Source organism: Allochromatium tepidum (assembly GCF_018409545.1).
Lineage (GTDB): Bacteria > Pseudomonadota > Gammaproteobacteria > Chromatiales > Chromatiaceae > Thermochromatium > Thermochromatium tepidum_A.
Map to the genome: position 1 here is coordinate 372,360 of NZ_AP024563.1, position 15,769 is coordinate 388,128.

Genomic DNA, 15,769 nt, shown 5'->3' on the forward strand with positions numbered 1-15,769 from the left:
CGGCTGGATTCAGAATCGCACACCATGACTCTCACCGAACGCTTGAGCCAATTCTTCAGGGGATGGCCGGTCTCCGGGATCGGCACGCCGGGGCTTTCAGAGGGATTCGACGAGCGGCTGCTGGCCTGTCTGCCTGCCTTCGCACATCGCTTCCTGGCTCGCCACAATCGTCGTCTCGTCATCCGTCCCAACGGATCGCGCGCGCACCTCGGTCTGGTCGCCGGTCTGGAGACCCAGCCGCTGGGCGAGTTGGATCTCGCCCACGCCCCGGCGCTGCCGGGAATCACGGGCGTCCCGGAACAGGAGCGCCCGCACGGCATCGAACTCTGTCTGCCGCGTGAGGCCGTGCTCATGCGCACGGTTTCCTTTCCATCGCAGGTTCGCGCCAACCTGTCACAGGTGATTCGTTACGAACTCGATCGGCTCTCGCCCTTCGAGTCCAAGGACGTGCTCTTCGATTTCGTCGTCCAGGGCGGTTCCAAGACGGCCGATCGTATACGAGTGGATCTGGTGCTGTGCCGACGCGATCTGGTCGATGGCTGGATCACGCACCTGGAGACGCTCGGCGCGCCGATCGACCGCATCAGTTGGGACGGCGCCTGGAAGGGCGCGAACCTGCTCCCGGTCGAGCAGCGCCCGAAACGGCGCCGTCTGCGTCTGACGCTCGGCTCGGTCTCGGTCATGGCCTCGATCCTGCTCGCGATCGCGATCCTGGTGACGCCCCTGTGGCAGAAGCACCATCTTGCGCGCCAGTTGGACGCCGAGGTCGCGCGTCTGCGCAGTCAGGCCATCGCCGTCGACGAGGTACGCCAGGAGCTCGAACGTGTCCGCCAGGGCAGCACGGCCGTGCTCCAGCACAAGCTCGAACAACCCCGGATCCTGGAGATGCTGCGCGAGCTGACTGACCGCCTCCCCGATGATACCTGGGTGCAGAACCTCGAGTTCAGCGCCGATCAGATCGATCTGCGCGGCGAGTCGGGTCAGGCCACGGCCCTGATCGCCATCCTGGAGCAGGCGCCCGGGATCGAGGGCGTCTCCTTCGGCTCGCCCTTGACCCAGATCGCCCGCACCGGCAAGGAGCGCTTCAACATCACCTTCCGCTATGTGCGCGGAGGCGCCGAATGACCCTCAAGCCCGCGACCGACCGACCGCTGTGTCTGGGTCTGCTCGGTGCTGTAGTCCTGGTGCCGATCCTGCTCGTGGCCGCCATCGCGATTCCCTGGCTGGGGCGGATCTCGGCACTCGACGACGCCATCGCCGGCAACCGCGACCAGTTGCAACGCTATCAGCGTCTGGTCGGCACCCTGCCGAAACTCCAGGCCGAACTGGAGCAGGCGCGCACCAACGATGCCTTCGACGCCTTCTATTTCAAGGCCCCCACCCAGGCGCTCGCCGGCGCCCAGATCCAGACCCAGGTCCAGGAGATCGTCACCGCTGCCGCCGGACGCCTGATCAGCACCCAGATCCTGCCGCCGGAAGGTCAGGAGACGCCGCCGCGCATCCGTGTGCGCACCCAGATCCAGGGTTCGACCGAGACCCTGACGGAGATGCTCTATCGTCTCGAACAGGCGCGCCCCTTCCTGTTCGTCGAGCGTCTCTCGGTGCGCTCCTCGGCGCGTCCGGTGGATCTCACCAACCCGGCCATGGCGCGTCGGCGCCTGGTCGCCGATCAGGGCGGAGACCTCACGGTGAGACTGGACATCTATGGATTCGTCCTGGGGGGCGCGCGATGATGAAACAGACCCCGCTCCTGGTCGCGCTCGTCCTGCTCGGTATCCTGGCGTCGCAGTGGATCGGCTGGCCGCCGGAGGCGCCATCGAGCGAAGCGTCGGGCGAGACGGGTGGCGCGCAACCCGTCGCCTCCCCCGCCCAGCCGGACCTGCTCACTCAGATCGAGACCCAGGAGGCCAGAGACCACTATGTCTCCATCACCGAGCGCCCGCTGTTCCGACCGGATCGCCGGCCGGAACCGCCGGTCGACGAACAACCGGGGCCGGAGGTTGCGCAGGAGAGCGCCGATCTGAGCGTCTTCGATCTGAACGCCGTACTCATCACGCCCGACATCGTCTCGGCCTGGGTGCGGGATCCGGCGCAACCCAAGCTGCGCCGTCTGCGCATCGGAGACGATCTGCAGGGCTGGGCGGTGCTGGACATCCAGGAGGATCGCGTCCTGCTCGAGCGACAGGGTCAGCAGGATGCGCTAATATTGCGCGATTATTCCAAGGCAGCGCCCGCGTCCGCTCCATCACCGCCCGCCCGGAAGGCCCTTCCCCGGCCACCACCCCGCGCACCGGTGCGCGCCGAACCACCCCAGCAATGATCACACCGGGTCGAGGCCGCTCGACCCGCGTCGTCACCGAGGCATCATGTACCCCAATCACACCTCCAAGCGCACTCATCGGCTCGGACGCTGGCGGCGAGTCGCCCTGTCGACCGGTCTCGTCATCGGGCTGTACGGATGCGAGCGTGCGTACTGGGATCCCACGGTCAAGGTCGGCGATGCCGATGGTCATGTCATCGACGCCGATCAGGCCCGGAAGCGCGAGGCCTTCAAGCAGCGCGGCGGCGCCGGCGCCGAGACCATCGCCATCGGCGACGGCCGGGAGCGCCCCAAGAGCAGCGAGATCATGCAGCGCGGAACCGGCTCCTTCGTGCGCAAGGTCGCGCCGCCCGATGTGGATACCGCCCCCGGCGACGTCACGCTGAACTTCGACGGCACCGACATCCGCGAAGTGGTCAAGGTCATCTTGGGCGATCTGCTCAAGGTCAACTATGTCCTGCACCCGGCGGTGCAGGGCACGACCTCGCTCCAGACCGGCCGTCCGCTGCGCCGTGAGGATCTGCTGCCCACGCTCGAAACCCTGTTGCGGATGAACAATGCCGCCCTGGTCCAAAAGGGGGATCGCTATGAGGTGGTGCCGCTGGCCAATGCCGCCCAGGGGCGCGTGACGCCTCAGCTCGGCGAGACGGACCGCGCCCTGCCCAATGGCTACAGTGTGCAGGTGGTGCCATTGCGCTATATCGGCGCCGAGGAGATGAACAACATCCTTGCGCCGCTGGCGCCCGAGGGCAGCGTCATCCGCGTCGACAACCTGCGCAACCTGCTGGTGATCGCCGGCACCAGCCCCGAGATGAGCAACCTGCTCGACACCATCCGCGTCTTCGACGTCGACTGGATGTCGGGGCTCTCGGTCGGCTTCTTCGTGCTCGAGTACGCCAAGACCAAGGACGTGGTCTCGCAACTGGAGAGCCTGCTCGCCGACGAGGGCGGCAATCCGCTCAAGGGCATCTTCCGCTTCATCCCGATCGAGAGCGCCAATGCGCTCCTGGTCGTCTCGCCCCAGGAGAGCTATCTCAAGCAGGCGCGCAACTGGATCGAGCGGCTCGACATGGCCGAGGCCGGCAGCGACAGCTCCGAGCGGCTCTATGTCTATCGGGTCAAGCACAGCGACGCCGAGAGTCTGGCCGATATCCTGTCGCAGCTCTTCGGCGGCGCCGGCAGCAGTACGCGCAAGTCCTCGGTCGGCAACGTCGCGCCCGGACTCGGCCGCTCGTCGAGCATCGGCGGGACGGGAACGAGCGGCGACTCGGATTCCAAGAGTACCGGCATGACGCAATCGTCATCGACCCGGCAGGGCGCCTCGTCGCACGAACTCGAGATGTCGTCGAGCGTCAACATCGTCGCCGACGCGGTCAACAACTCGCTGCTGGTGCGTGCCAGCCCGCGCGACTACAAGAAGATCCTCGATGCGCTCAAGCAGCTCGACATCCTGCCGCTCCAGGTGCTGGTCGAGGCCACCATCGTCGAGATCACGCTCACCGGCAATCTCAAGTATGGCGTGCAGTGGGAACTCTTCGGGCAGCAGTCCAAGGGGCAGAGCTTCGCGTCCCTGGATGGAACGCTCGATGTCTCGGACAAGTCCTCGATCACCACCATGTTCCCCGGTTTCAACTGGGCGCTGGTCTCCAACCCGGACACCATCCGGGCCACGTTGAGTGCGCTGGCGGGCGACAACCTGCTCAACGTCCTGTCCTCGCCTTCGGTCATGGTCAGGGACAACCAGACGGCCAAGATCCAGGTCGGTCAGGAGGTTCCGATCGCGACCTCGCAACAGACAGGCATGTCGACGACCGATCGCACCTATACCACCATCTCCTACAAGGACACGGGCGTCATCCTCAAGGTCAAGCCGCGCGTGACCCCAGGCGGACTGGTGCAGATGGAGATCGAGCAGGAGGTCAGCACGGTGCTGGATCCGACCACGTCGCTGAACTCGCCGTCATTCAAGAAGCGGACCATCACCAGTTCGGTCACCGTGCGTTCCAATCAGGCCGTCGTCTTGGGTGGTTTGATCGAGGATGCGCGTTCGGACGGCAAGCAGGGTGTTCCCGGTCTCTATAGTCTGCCGATCGTGGGTGGACTCTTCGGTCAAACCTCGAAGACCTCGACCCGGACCGAACTGGTCATCGTCCTCACGCCCAAGGTCATCGCCAGCGATCAGGACATCGAATCCGTGACCGACGATTTCCGCCGCAAGGTGCGCGGATTGAAGGTCGCCTTCTGAGACATCCAAGACTGGGCCTATCGTAGGATGCGGTGAGCGAGGCGAGTCGCATCCGACAGGTCTACGAAAAAGGCGGCCCATCGGCCGCCTTTTTCGCTTTCAGGGGATGTTCACACCGCTTCAGCGCGGCAAATCCGACCGCCCCATCAGCCACTCATCGACGGCGCGCGCACACTGCCGCCCCTCGCGAATGGCCCAGACCACCAGCGACTGCCCCCGGCGCATATCCCCGGCCGCGAACACCCCATCGACCGTGGTCCTATAGGCCTCCGCCCCCTCGGTCGACCCCAGCACATTCCCGCGCCCATCGAGCTTCAGCCCAGCCTCCTGCTCCAACTGCTCCAGCATCCCCGCGCGCACCGGCTGCACGAAGCCCATGGCCAGCAGCACCAGATCCGCCTTCAGCTCACCCTCACTGCCCGGCACCTCCTCCATCCGCCGGCGCCCCTCGGCGTCCTTGTCCCAGCGCACCAGACAGTACCGGACCGCCTTGACCCGCCCCTGCTCGTCGCCGACGAAGCCCTTGGTCGCGAAGTTCCACATCCGGGTGCAGCCTTCCTCGTGTGAGCTGGAGGTACGCATCCGGTTCGGCCAGTTCGGCCAGGTCAGCGCCTTGTCCTCCTTCTCCGGCGGACGGTCGAGGATCTCGACCTGCGTCACCGAGGCCGCCCCATGCCGGTTCGAGGTTCCGATACAGTCCGACCCGGTATCACCGCCGCCGATGACCAGCACATGCTTGCCCTGGGCGCTGATGAACTCCTCGTCCGGCACATAGGAACCCTGCACCCGCTGACTGTTGCGTTTGAGGAAGTCCATCGCGAAATGGATGCCCGCGAGCTCACGCCCCGGCACCGGCAGATCACGCGGCTGTTCGGCACCGCCCGCCAGCACCAGTGCGTCATACTCGGCGCGCAGCGCGCTGACTGGAATATCGACGCCGACATGGGCGTTGGTATGGAACTCCACGCCCTCGGTGCGCATCTGCGCCATGCGCCGGTCGATCAGCTTCTTGTTGAGCTTGAAGTCCGGGATGCCATAGCGCAGCAGACCGCCGATGCGATCGGCCTTCTCGTAGATGGCCACCTGATGTCCGGCGCGTGCCAGCTGCTGGGCGCAGGCCAGCCCGGCCGGACCCGAACCGACGACCGCCACCCGCTTGCCCGTGCGACGCTCGGGCACCTGCGGCTTGATCCAGCCCTCGTCCCAGGCGCGATCGACGATGGCGCATTCGATGGTCTTGATCGTGACCGGACTGTCGTCGATGTTGAGCGTACAGGACGCCTCACAGGGCGCCGGACAGATGCGCCCGGTGAACTCCGGGAAGTTGTTGGTCGAATGCAGCACCTCGATCGCCGCCTGCCAGTCGCCCCGATACACCAGATCGTTCCAGTCCGGAATGATGTTGTTGACCGGACAGCCCTGATGACAGAAGGGAATGCCGCAATCCATGCAGCGCGCCCCCTGCTGGCTCAACTCCGGCTCGGCGAGCGGAATGACGAACTCGTCATAGTGCAACACCCTATCACCCGCCGGCGCATAGCGGCGGTCGCGACGGGCATATTCCATGAAACCGGTCGGCTTACCCATGTTCGACGATCCCCTTCAAAGGCTTGTTGGTTCGCGGCGGACGGCTCTGATTGGCCTGCATCTCCTGGAGCGCACGGCGATAATCGACCGGCATCACCTTGACGAACTTCGGCAGCATGTTCGCCCAGTCGTCCAGGATACGTTGCGCCACCGCCGAATCCGTGTATTCCAGATGACGCTCGATCAGGAGCTTCAGTCGCCGTGCGTCATGGCGCGTCATATCGCGCGTGATGTCGACCCGGCCATGCATCTCCAGATCGCCGCCCTGATGGCCGTTGGCCTCCAGCGCCGCATCTTCCTCGGCGATCGGCTCCAGCTCCACCATCGCCAGATTGCAGCGGTCGGCGAAGTCCCCGGCCTCGTCCAGCACATAGGCCACACCGCCCGACATCCCGGCGGCGAAGTTGCGTCCGGTCGGCCCCAACACCACGGTGATGCCGCCGGTCATGTACTCACAGCCGTGATCGCCCACGCCCTCGACTACCGCCGTCGCGCCCGAGTTGCGCACGCAGAAGCGCTCGCCCGCCACTCCACGGAAGAAGCACTCGCCCGTGATCGCCCCATAGAGCACGGTATTGCCGACGATGATGTTGTCCTCGGCGCGTCCGATCGCGGACTCGGCCGGCGGATAGATGATGATGCGACCGCCCGACAGGCCCTTGCCGACATAGTCGTTGCCTTCGCCTTCCAGCTCCAGGGTCACGCCCCGCGCCAGCCAGGCGCCGAGCGACTGACCCGCCGTGCCCTTGGCCTTGATGTGGATGGTGTCGTCCGGCAGACCGGCATGACCGTAGCGCTCCGCCACCCGACCCGAGAGCAGGGTGCCGAAGGTGCGGTTGAAGTTGCGGATCGGCGTCTCGATGCGCACCGGCTCGCCGCGCTCCAGCGCCGGCGCCGCCTGACGGATCAGTGTGTGATCGAGTGCTTTGTCGAGACCATGATCCTGGGGTTCGGCGTGACGGATCGCCACCTCTGCCGGCACCTGCGGACGGGCCAGCAAGCGGCTGTAATCCAGCCCATGCGCCTTCCAGTGCGCGATCGCACGGCGCATCTCCAGCCGATCCGACTGCCCGATCATCTCCTCGATCGTGCGGAAGCCGAGCTTGGCCATCAACTGACGCACTTCCTCGGCGACGAAGAAGAAATAGTTGATGACATGCTCGGGCTTGCCGGTGAACTTCTTGCGCAGTTCCGGATCCTGAGTCGCCACGCCGACCGGACAGGTGTTCAGATGACACTTGCGCATCATCAGACAGCCTTCGACGATCAGCGGCGCGGTGGCGAAGCCGAACTCATCGGCTCCCAGCAACGCCCCGATCACCACGTCGCGTCCGGTGCGCAAGCCTCCGTCGACCTGCACCGTAATCCGCCCGCGCAAGCGGTTGAGTACCAGCGTCTGCTGCGTCTCGGCCAACCCGATCTCCCAGGGCGACCCGGCATGCTTGATCGAGGTCAGCGGACTGGCGCCCGTGCCGCCGTCATAGCCCGAAATGGTCACATGATCGGCATGGGCCTTGGACACCCCCGCCGCGACCGTCCCGACCCCGACCTCGGACACCAGCTTGACCGAGATGCGCGCCCTGGGATTGACGTTCTTCAGGTCATGGATGAGCTGGGCCAGATCCTCGATCGAATAGATGTCGTGATGCGGCGGCGGCGAGATCAGGCCCACGCCCGGCGTCGAATGACGCACGCGCGCGATCTGCGCATTGACCTTGTGCCCCGGCAACTGACCGCCCTCGCCGGGCTTGGCGCCCTGGGCGATCTTGATCTGGATGTCGTCGGCGTTGACCAGATACTCGGTGGTGACGCCGAAGCGACCCGATGCCACCTGCTTGATGGCCGAGCGCTCCGGATTCGGCGACCCGTCCGGCAACGGATTGAAGCGCTCAGGCTCCTCGCCGCCTTCACCTGTGTTGGACTTGGCGCCGATGGCGTTCATTGCCTTGGCCAGGGTCGAATGCGCCTCGTAGCTGATCGACCCGAAGGACATGGCACCGGTCGCAAAACGCTTGACGATCTCGCTCGCCGGCTCGACCTCCTCCAGCGGAATCGGCGTCTCGGCGAACTTGAACTCCATCAGCCCGCGCAGGGTCAGCAGATGTTCGCTCTGCTCGTCGATCAGGCGCGAGAACTCGGCGAAGGTCTTGGCATCGTTGGCGCGCGTGGCGTGCTGGAGCTTGGAGATGGTCTCCGGCGTCCAGATGTGATCCTCGCCGCGCACCCGATAGGCATAGTCGCCGCCCACGTCCAGATGCCGGCTGTAGATCTGCTCGTTGCCATAGGCTTGGCCGTGCCAGCGCACCGCTTCGGCCGCCACTTCGGGCAGACCCACGCCCTCGATCCGGCTGTGGGTGCCGGTGAAATAGCGCTCCAGGAACGCCTGACTCAGCCCCACCGCATCGAAGATCTGCGCCCCGCAATAGGACTGGAAGGTCGAGATGCCCATCTTGGACATCACCTTCAGCAGCCCCTTGCCGACCGCCTTGATATAGCGGTACTGCGCCTCCTCGAACGTCAGCGACTCGGCCAGCGACGGCAACAGCGACTGAATGGTATCGAAGGCCAGATAGGGATTGATCGCCTCGGCCCCATAGCCGGCCAGGGTCGCGAAGTGATGCACCTCCAGCGCCGCGCCCGTCTCCACCACCAGACCCGAACTGGTGCGCAGCCCGCGCCGGATCAGATGGTGATGCACGGCCGAGGTCGCCAGCAGCGCCGGGATGGCGATGTTGTCGCGATTGGTGTTGCGGTCCGACAGGATCAGGATGTTGTAGCCGGCCAGCACCGCCGCCTCGGCCTCCAGACACAGCCGCTCCAGCGCTCCTTCCATACCCGCCGCGCCCTCGCCGGCGGCGTAGACCATCTGCAGGTTCTTGGTGCGGAAGGCCCCGCCCGAGTTGTCCTCGATATGGCGCACCCGCTCCAGATCCTGATTGGTCAGGATCGGTTGACTGACCTCCAGCCGCCAGTGCTTGCCGGCCTCATTGATGCCGAGCAGATTCGGACGCGGTCCGATCAGCGACACCAGCGACATCACCAGTTCCTCGCGGATCGGATCGATCGGCGGATTGGTGACTTGGGCGAAGTTCTGCTTGAAATAGGTCGACAGATGCTTGGCGCGGCTGGAAAGTACCGAGGGCGGATTGTCCGCACCCATCGAGCCGACGGCCTCCTGACCGGTGAGCATCATCGGCGTGAGCAGGAACTTGATGTCTTCCTGCGTGTAGCCGAACGCCTGCTGGGCATCGAGCAGGGTGTCGGCATCCGGCGCCATGGGCGCGACATTGGTCGGCAGCTCGTCGAGATGGATCTGAGTCTTGGCCAGCCACTCGCGATAGGGCTTGGCGGCGGCCAGCTCGGCTTTGATCTCCGCATCGTCGATGATGCGCCCCTGCTCCAGATCGATCAGGAACATCTTGCCCGGCTGCAGGCGCCATTTTTTGATGATGCGCTCCTCGGCGATGTCGAGCACGCCCATCTCGGAGGCCATGATCACCATGTCGTCGTTGGTGACCAGATAGCGCGCCGGGCGCAGACCATTGCGGTCGAGCGTGGCGCCGATCTGACGCCCATCGGTGAAGGCCACCGCCGCCGGTCCGTCCCAGGGCTCCATCAGCGCCGCGTGGTATTCGTAGAAGGCGCGCCGCTGGGCGTCCATCTGCTTGTTGCCCGCCCAGGCTTCCGGGATCAGGATCATCATGGCGTGGGCCAGCGAATAGCCGCCCATCACCAGGAGTTCCAGCGCGTTGTCGAAGCAGGCCGAATCCGACTGCCCCTCAGGGATCAGCGGCCAGATCGAGTCCAGATCCTCGCCCAGGATCTCCGAGCGCATCGTATGCCGGCGCGCGGCCATCCAGTTGACGTTACCGCGCAGGGTATTGATCTCGCCGTTGTGGCAGATCATGCGGAACGGCTGGGCCCGATCCCAGGTCGGGAAGGTGTTGGTCGAGAAGCGCTGATGCACCAGCGCCAGCGCCGAGACGAAACGCTCGTCGCTCAGGTCCAGGTAATACTTGCCGACCTGATCGGCCAGCAGCATTCCCTTGTAATTGAGCGTGCGCGAGGACATCGAGACCACGTAATAGGCCGTCTTGTCGAAACCGGCGGCTCGGATCTCGTTGTCCATGCGCTTGCGGATGACGAACAGACGGCGCTCGAAGCCGTCCTGATCCGGGCAATTCGCACCGCGCCCGACGAACACCTGACGCACCACGGGCTCGGAGGGCAGCACGCTCGGCCCCAGGTCGCTGTTGTCGACCGGCACATCGCGCCAGCCCAGCACCCGCTGACCGCCCTCGGTCAGATGCCGCTCGACGGTCTCGATCATGCGTGTGCGTGCTTCGGCGTCGCGCGGCAGGAATACCATGCCCACGCCATAGTCACCGACCGCCGGCAGCTCGAAATCGAGCACCGCGCGCAGGAAGGCGTCCGGGATCTGCACCAGAATGCCCGCGCCGTCGCCGGCCTTGGGATCGGCGCCCACCGCACCGCGATGGTGCAGCCGCTCCAGGATCTCCAGGCCCTGCCGGACGATCGCATGGCTCTTGTGATTCTTGATGTGACAGACGAAGCCGACGCCGCAGGCGTCGCGCTCAAGGGTTGGGTCATAGAGACCCTGTGCGGGTGGTAGGGCACGAAGGCTCATCGCTGACCTCGTTTGATACCTGGGATGAAAGGATGCCGATCTGGAAGCGGTTCGAACGCGGGGTCTGTCTTGGCCGCTGGGGTTTCGGGATGACCGAAGCCGCTCGATCCAGGGTGATCAGACTTCAGCGAACAGGCCGTGAGGGTGCCGGCTGGCGGGCGCTTGGGTCGCGCGGACCCTGGAGTACCTGAACGGATTGAAATCGAGAACCGCGAATCATAACCGCGTTGCACCGGCCATGCCAGCATTCATCGCACCTGGCCGCGTCTCTGTCAGCGAGATCGCCTATTGCCTGTGGGTGACTTGACTTCCCGGGCGCTCCGAGAATACGCGGGCACCGGCGTTCCATGCGAAGATTAGGACGCATCCATCCACCTCGCGGCGAGAGGCCTGGCCATGTCACACGACTCGACACGACTCCTCAGTGCGCTGGCGCTCGGTCTGCTGGTTCTGAGCCCGGTGGCCGGCGCCCAGACGACGGATTCCACTGAGACCGGCAAGAGCACCGATCTCTGGTCCCAGACGCGCGAACGCGCGGCCGGCTGGTGGGAACAATCGCGCGATCTGGCCGGGCAGGCGATGCGCGACGCGCGCGGTCTGCTCGAAGGCCAGGAGCCGGACTTCAACCGGATCTGGCAGCGCGCCCTGCCGACGCTCGATCAGGCGCTGCTCCTGGAACAACGCCATCAGACCCTGCCCGAGCGCGCCTGGTTCAGCCGCGACCAGCGGGACAGTCAGGCTGAGATCAATGCCCTGCTCGACGAGGCAGTCGCGGTCCTCTCGGTCTCGCCGGCGCTCCAGTACCGCGATCGCATCCAGACCCAACAGGAGCAGATCCTCCGCTGGCGCGCCGAGATCGCCGACCATCGTCAGAAACGGGTCACGGCCCCGACCGAGTCGACCTTCAAGAAGACGGTCGCCGACTATGACGCCCTCATCGCCGCGCGCGAGTCCGACATCCGGCGCGCCACCCGGGAGATCGACGCCCTCAAGCGCGAGTTCGCCCAGTCGCTGCGCGCCATCGGACTGAAGCTGGAGGACGAACAGCTCGACCTGCTGCTCTCGACCGTGGTCGGCGACAATCTGGTCGATCTCGGCATCCTGTTCGACAACGTGAAATCCATCACCCTGCGACTGGAGGAACTGCTGGAGCAGAGCGGCGAGGACTTGCAGAGCGCACGACGTTACTACGGACTCTATGTGGTGCTGCTCAAGTCGCTCGACCGCATGCACGTCCGGATCGAGGAGGCGATCGGCGAGCGCTATCTGCCTCAGATCGACGACATCGTCGGCCAGACCCGGACGCTCGCCGCCGACACCGAGCGCCTCCTGCGCGAGTCGCCCGATCGGCGCACGTTGCTGGAGGGCAATCTCCAGGCCCAGCAGCTCACGCTCCAGGCCGCCGGCTTCTATCGGCAGTATCTGGTCGATCAGGCCGCGCAGGTGCGCCAGGCCCGGCTGGAGCTGGAGCAGGACATCGCCGCCGCCTGGAACACCTATGAGACGGTGCGCGTCTCGGGCGAGCTGGTCGGGCTGGTGCGCTCCAGTCAGTTGCTGCTGGAGGGGCTGATGAACCGTCAGGCGCCCGCGCTGCGTCCCTTCGAGAACCTGGAGATGCAGCGCGAGATCCAGAAACTCACCCGGCAGTTGCGCGGCGGCGTCTCGGGTTAGTCCGCCGGCGGGGTCCAGTGCACATAGGGGTAGGGCTCGGCCTGACCCAGCGCCGTATAGCCGAAGACGATCTCGGCCTGGGCGCCGTCCTCCAGTTTGAGCACTCCGATGCCGTTGCGTCCGTCGAGGGCCGAGGTCAGATCGGCGTGACCACGGCGTCCATCGGAGCACTGGACATCGAGGATGGCGTCGGTCGAGCCGGCGAAGGCGTCATAGCCGCCCTGGCAGGACTGGTTGCCGTGGGTGACGCGAAAACTCGTCACCAGGGGCGAGCCGTCGTAGCGACCCAGATAGACCCGTCGATCCAGGACCAGGGCGATCGGCCCGGCGTTGGAGTTACGGCCGTAGGGCAGATCATTGGGCCCGGGCTCCTCGAAGTAGTCGAGCACCTCGCTCAGACAGGCCGAATAGTCCTCCAGCTCCAGATGGCGGCACAGACGCCGGCCGTATTCATCGGGCGTGACCGGCGTGGCGAAGGAGCCGAAATGGCCGGGCGGCGGCGGCAGACAGCCGCCGATCAGGGCGGACGCGGCCAGGGTGGCGATGGCGGCGAATCGAAGCATGGAGTCTCTCCCAGTGGACCAAGCCCTGAGCCGGGGCATCCGTCCGTACCCGATGGGACCGGGCGGCGGATGCGGGGATCATAGGCGATTCTGTATGATCAGGAACCAGGGACGCCGTGGAAAGGGTTGCAGGCGCCCCCGGCCGTCGAGTTCGAGCCGGACCTTGGAGACCGAGTTGCGCACGTTGCCGCCGATGACCTCCAGGGTCCGGCCATGCTTGCCTGTCACGAGATCGCAATGCGCCCTGACCCCGTTGAGCGCGCCGGCGCTGACATAGCCGTCGACCATGACCACGCGCGATGGCGCGCGGTAGGCACAGATCAGGTCGCCGGGCTCTGGGCTGTAGTCCTGGAGGCGGCGCGGCACGAAATAGCGTCCGGGCAGATCCGCGGATGCGATCAGATCGGCCAGATAGGTCCAGTGGGCGATCGAGGGCCGGAATTGATGCTCCGGGACACCCGCGTTGCGCATGATCCAGCCGATGAAGGCCGCCGACCAGGGTTGCCGGCAATCCATCCCGGTCAGCCTGGACTCGCCGACCGCGCGCCAGTAGGCGTTGACCCTGTTGCTCTGACGGGGGCCGTCGTCCTCCCAGTCGCCGACGAGCGGGATGCTCTCCACCGCACCCTTGAAGACGACCTCCTGACGGCCGAAGTAGGCCCATTCCTGCTCGGCGCGGGCGATGATGGCGCGCTTGAGTGCCGGATTCGGCGCCGGCGGCGCGCCGATGGGGCGTCCGATCCAGGTACCCGTGCGCCCGTCCGGGCCGAGCGATTCGGGCGGCGTCGCGCAGGAGACGAGCATCAGGCTCAGAACCAGGGCCAGGACGCGATGAGCCGCGCGTGTGGCGGGGACTGTGCGGGTCGGTCGGCGCTGGGGCCGGGCCTTGGTCTGTGAAGGGCGCATTGGGATCCTCTCAGCGCGGTGGCCGTGTGGTCTCGCGGAACCAGTCGCGATACTGCTCCATCCGTGTCTGCTGATCCGAGGGCGCCCGACGACGGCAGGTCGCGGCCTCGGCGCTGCCCGGTGTCGCGCCCCAGCGGATCTCGACACAATCGTTGGGATTGTAGCCGACCTCCAGGTTGGTGCGTCGGGCATAGAGTTCGCGCAGGCTCAGGCGCCAGGGGCTGCCGTCGCTGCGCGTATAGCCGATGGCGCGCGTGTCGAGGCGCTGTTCGTGTAGACGTGCGACCCGATCGGCCGCGCTCGCGGGACTCTCGCCGACGAGTGCATAGAGTTCGGGGTGGCGGCGGATGCGCTCGGGCAGTCCCTCGACCACCTTCAGGGCGATCAGCAGCCGCATGTCGCGCGAGGGGGTCGAGTAGTCCTCCCAGGGACCGATGGTCTCGAAGATCGCCGGGCCGCTCGGCATGGGCACGACCGTGCCCGGATGCTCGCGCATGTAACGCTCGCCGGTGTCGACCGAGCTGACGCGGGTCTCCAGTTGCTCCATCAGCGCCTCCAGCACCGAGTCGTAGGCGACGACGGGATCGAGTCCGCGCGGATTGATGATCGCGTCGACGCGGGCATGGAAGGCGTCGGGGTCGAGATTGGCCTGCTCCAGCGAAAAGGCCGGATACCCGGAACGCCCGTCGAGTTCGGCGTTGGACGGCAGCCGCCAGCCCGAGCCGCTCGGTACCAGCGGACGGAACGCCTTGAAGCCGGGACCGGCGCTCGCCGTTTGGGCGAAGAGGAAGTTGCCCTCCCAGTAGCGTTTGCGCGCCACCGAGTTGTCCGGCTGGGCATCGACCGCGAGCAGCCGCCCGGCGGTCCGTTCGTCGCCCGGCAGCCACTTGACCAGGATCAGGACATGACCATAGGGATCGGCATAGAGGGTGCCGGGCCGGAGCGCCTCGCGGCTGAGTTCGACCGGATAGACGTCCGTGGCCTCGGCATTCAGTGCGGTGCGCGCGCTGCCCGAGTGCACGGTGTCGACCAGTCGGCGTGCGGCCTCGCGGAAGGCGCCGATCGGGGCGCGGGTGCCGACGAAGCGGGTGTCGACGATGGGTGCCTCACAGCGCGGCGGACTGTTGCGGCTGCCGCGGTTGCAGGCACGATAGGCGATCGGCAGTCCGAGCTTCCAGGCGAAATAGGTGCGCAGATAATAGGGCAGATCGGCGCAGTCCGGCTCGGCGCGCAGTTGGTTGTCCTCGTTGGCGCCGAGATAGCCGAACAGGAAGTTCTGCGCCGGGTCGCGCAGGACGGGCGTGAGCGACTCGAAGCTCAGCGTCTGATCGGGCGGGGCGTTGAACAGATGCTCGATCCAGGCCGAATAGAGCGCCTCGGCGGCCGGATCCCACTGACCGCTGCCGCGATCGCTGCCGCCGCCGCCGACGTCGACCTCGGTGCGCGCGACGACCTGACCATAGCGGCTCGCCTCGAAGCGATAGAGGCCGGGCTCGGGACGAAAGACGGTGCCGTAGAGACTCCAGGGCGGACCGCCCGCTGCGAGCGCCCGCAGCCGCTGTGTGCGGCCCGCCGGATCCGTCACCGTCAGTTCATCCAGTGCCCCGTCGGTCGCCACCGCGAAGACCTCCAGCGGCTGGCCGGGCCGGGGATCGAGCGGTGCGGTCCAGATCCGTGTGCCGGACGCGGACGCCCAAGCACGGCCGGGATCGGCGAGCGCCGCCGCGCACACCAGGAATCCGAGCAGGATCAAGCCGATGCGTGTCTCACCGCCATGTCGTCGCATGCCGAGCACCTCGTTCGCGCCATGTCTGGCATCATTCTATAGA

General features: G+C 66.3%; 10 protein-coding genes. 5 read left to right on the top strand and 5 right to left on the bottom strand.

The features are described 5' to 3' along the window. The first annotated feature begins 24 nt into the window (after positions 1-24). From Atep_RS01820 to gspD, 4 genes are read left to right on the top strand one after another with little or no spacing between them, the layout of a single operon-like run. Complete coding sequence (locus Atep_RS01820) at positions 25-1,125, top strand: PilN domain-containing protein (protein WP_213379908.1); 1,101 nt, start codon at positions 25-27, stop codon at positions 1,123-1,125. Continuing rightward, on the top strand, positions 1,122-1,733 hold the full coding sequence (gspM, locus tag Atep_RS01825; protein WP_213379911.1) for a type II secretion system protein GspM: 612 nt from the start codon (positions 1,122-1,124) through the stop codon (positions 1,731-1,733). Before Atep_RS01820 ends, gspM begins: the two co-directional genes overlap by 4 nt. Further along, the gene (locus Atep_RS01830) at positions 1,730-2,320 is read left to right on the top strand and encodes a hypothetical protein (RefSeq protein WP_213379913.1); all 591 of its coding nucleotides are present in this window, start codon (positions 1,730-1,732) and stop codon (positions 2,318-2,320) included. Before gspM ends, Atep_RS01830 begins: the two co-directional genes overlap by 4 nt. A 46-nt stretch (positions 2,321-2,366) precedes the next feature. Further along, complete coding sequence (gene gspD / locus Atep_RS01835) at positions 2,367-4,565, top strand: type II secretion system secretin GspD (protein WP_213379915.1); 2,199 nt, start codon at positions 2,367-2,369, stop codon at positions 4,563-4,565. A 120-nt stretch (positions 4,566-4,685) separates the two neighbouring features. Here the strand turns inward: gspD and Atep_RS01840 are convergent, their stop codons facing one another. Together Atep_RS01840 and gltB are read right to left on the bottom strand one after the other, a co-directional pair. Continuing rightward, the gene (locus Atep_RS01840; protein WP_213379917.1) at positions 4,686-6,152 is read right to left on the bottom strand and encodes a glutamate synthase subunit beta; all 1,467 of its coding nucleotides are present in this window, start codon (positions 6,150-6,152) and stop codon (positions 4,686-4,688) included. After that, positions 6,145-10,800 carry a glutamate synthase large subunit gene (gltB, locus tag Atep_RS01845; RefSeq protein ID WP_213379919.1) on the bottom strand — a complete coding sequence of 1,552 codons (4,656 nt, stop codon included), beginning with the start codon at positions 10,798-10,800 and terminating at the stop codon, positions 6,145-6,147. Before gltB ends, Atep_RS01840 begins: the two co-directional genes overlap by 8 nt. Before the next feature lie 396 nt (positions 10,801-11,196). Between gltB and Atep_RS01850 the strand changes: the two genes are divergently transcribed. Next, positions 11,197-12,471: a hypothetical protein gene (locus tag Atep_RS01850; protein WP_213379921.1), complete on the top strand. Its 1,275-nt coding sequence runs from the start codon at positions 11,197-11,199 to the stop codon at positions 12,469-12,471. On the opposite strand, the gene Atep_RS01855 is transcribed toward Atep_RS01850, so the two are convergent. The 3 genes from Atep_RS01855 to Atep_RS01865 form a co-directional block, all read right to left on the bottom strand. Continuing rightward, positions 12,468-13,034, bottom strand: a complete 567-nt coding sequence (locus Atep_RS01855) for a hypothetical protein (protein WP_213379922.1) — start codon at positions 13,032-13,034, stop codon at positions 12,468-12,470. The genes Atep_RS01850 and Atep_RS01855 overlap by 4 nt on opposite strands. A gap of 78 nt (positions 13,035-13,112) precedes the next feature. Next, positions 13,113-13,940, bottom strand: a complete 828-nt coding sequence (locus tag Atep_RS01860) for a DUF2272 domain-containing protein (protein WP_213379924.1) — start codon at positions 13,938-13,940, stop codon at positions 13,113-13,115. 10 nt (positions 13,941-13,950) lie between these two features. Continuing rightward, positions 13,951-15,726, bottom strand: coding sequence for a hypothetical protein (locus Atep_RS01865; protein ID WP_213379926.1), 1,776 nt, complete (start codon positions 15,724-15,726; stop codon positions 13,951-13,953). Between the last annotated feature and the right edge of the window lie 43 nt (positions 15,727-15,769).

Excerpts from the sequence above, each read along its gene's own strand:
- Atep_RS01820 (WP_213379908.1), top strand. The coding sequence starts at position 25 with ATGACTCTCACCGAACGCTTGAGCCAATTCTTCAGGGGATGGCCGGTC.
- gspM (WP_213379911.1), top strand. The coding sequence starts at position 1,122 with ATGACCCTCAAGCCCGCGACCGACCGACCGCTGTGTCTGGGTCTGCTC.
- Atep_RS01830 (WP_213379913.1), top strand. The coding sequence starts at position 1,730 with ATGATGAAACAGACCCCGCTCCTGGTCGCGCTCGTCCTGCTCGGTATC.
- gspD (WP_213379915.1), top strand. The coding sequence starts at position 2,367 with ATGTACCCCAATCACACCTCCAAGCGCACTCATCGGCTCGGACGCTGG.
- Atep_RS01840 (WP_213379917.1), bottom strand. The coding sequence starts at position 6,152 with ATGGGTAAGCCGACCGGTTTCATGGAATATGCCCGTCGCGACCGCCGC.
- gltB (WP_213379919.1), bottom strand. The coding sequence starts at position 10,800 with ATGAGCCTTCGTGCCCTACCACCCGCACAGGGTCTCTATGACCCAACC.
- Atep_RS01850 (WP_213379921.1), top strand. The coding sequence starts at position 11,197 with ATGTCACACGACTCGACACGACTCCTCAGTGCGCTGGCGCTCGGTCTG.
- Atep_RS01855 (WP_213379922.1), bottom strand. The coding sequence starts at position 13,034 with ATGCTTCGATTCGCCGCCATCGCCACCCTGGCCGCGTCCGCCCTGATC.
- Atep_RS01860 (WP_213379924.1), bottom strand. The coding sequence starts at position 13,940 with ATGCGCCCTTCACAGACCAAGGCCCGGCCCCAGCGCCGACCGACCCGC.
- Atep_RS01865 (WP_213379926.1), bottom strand. The coding sequence starts at position 15,726 with ATGCGACGACATGGCGGTGAGACACGCATCGGCTTGATCCTGCTCGGA.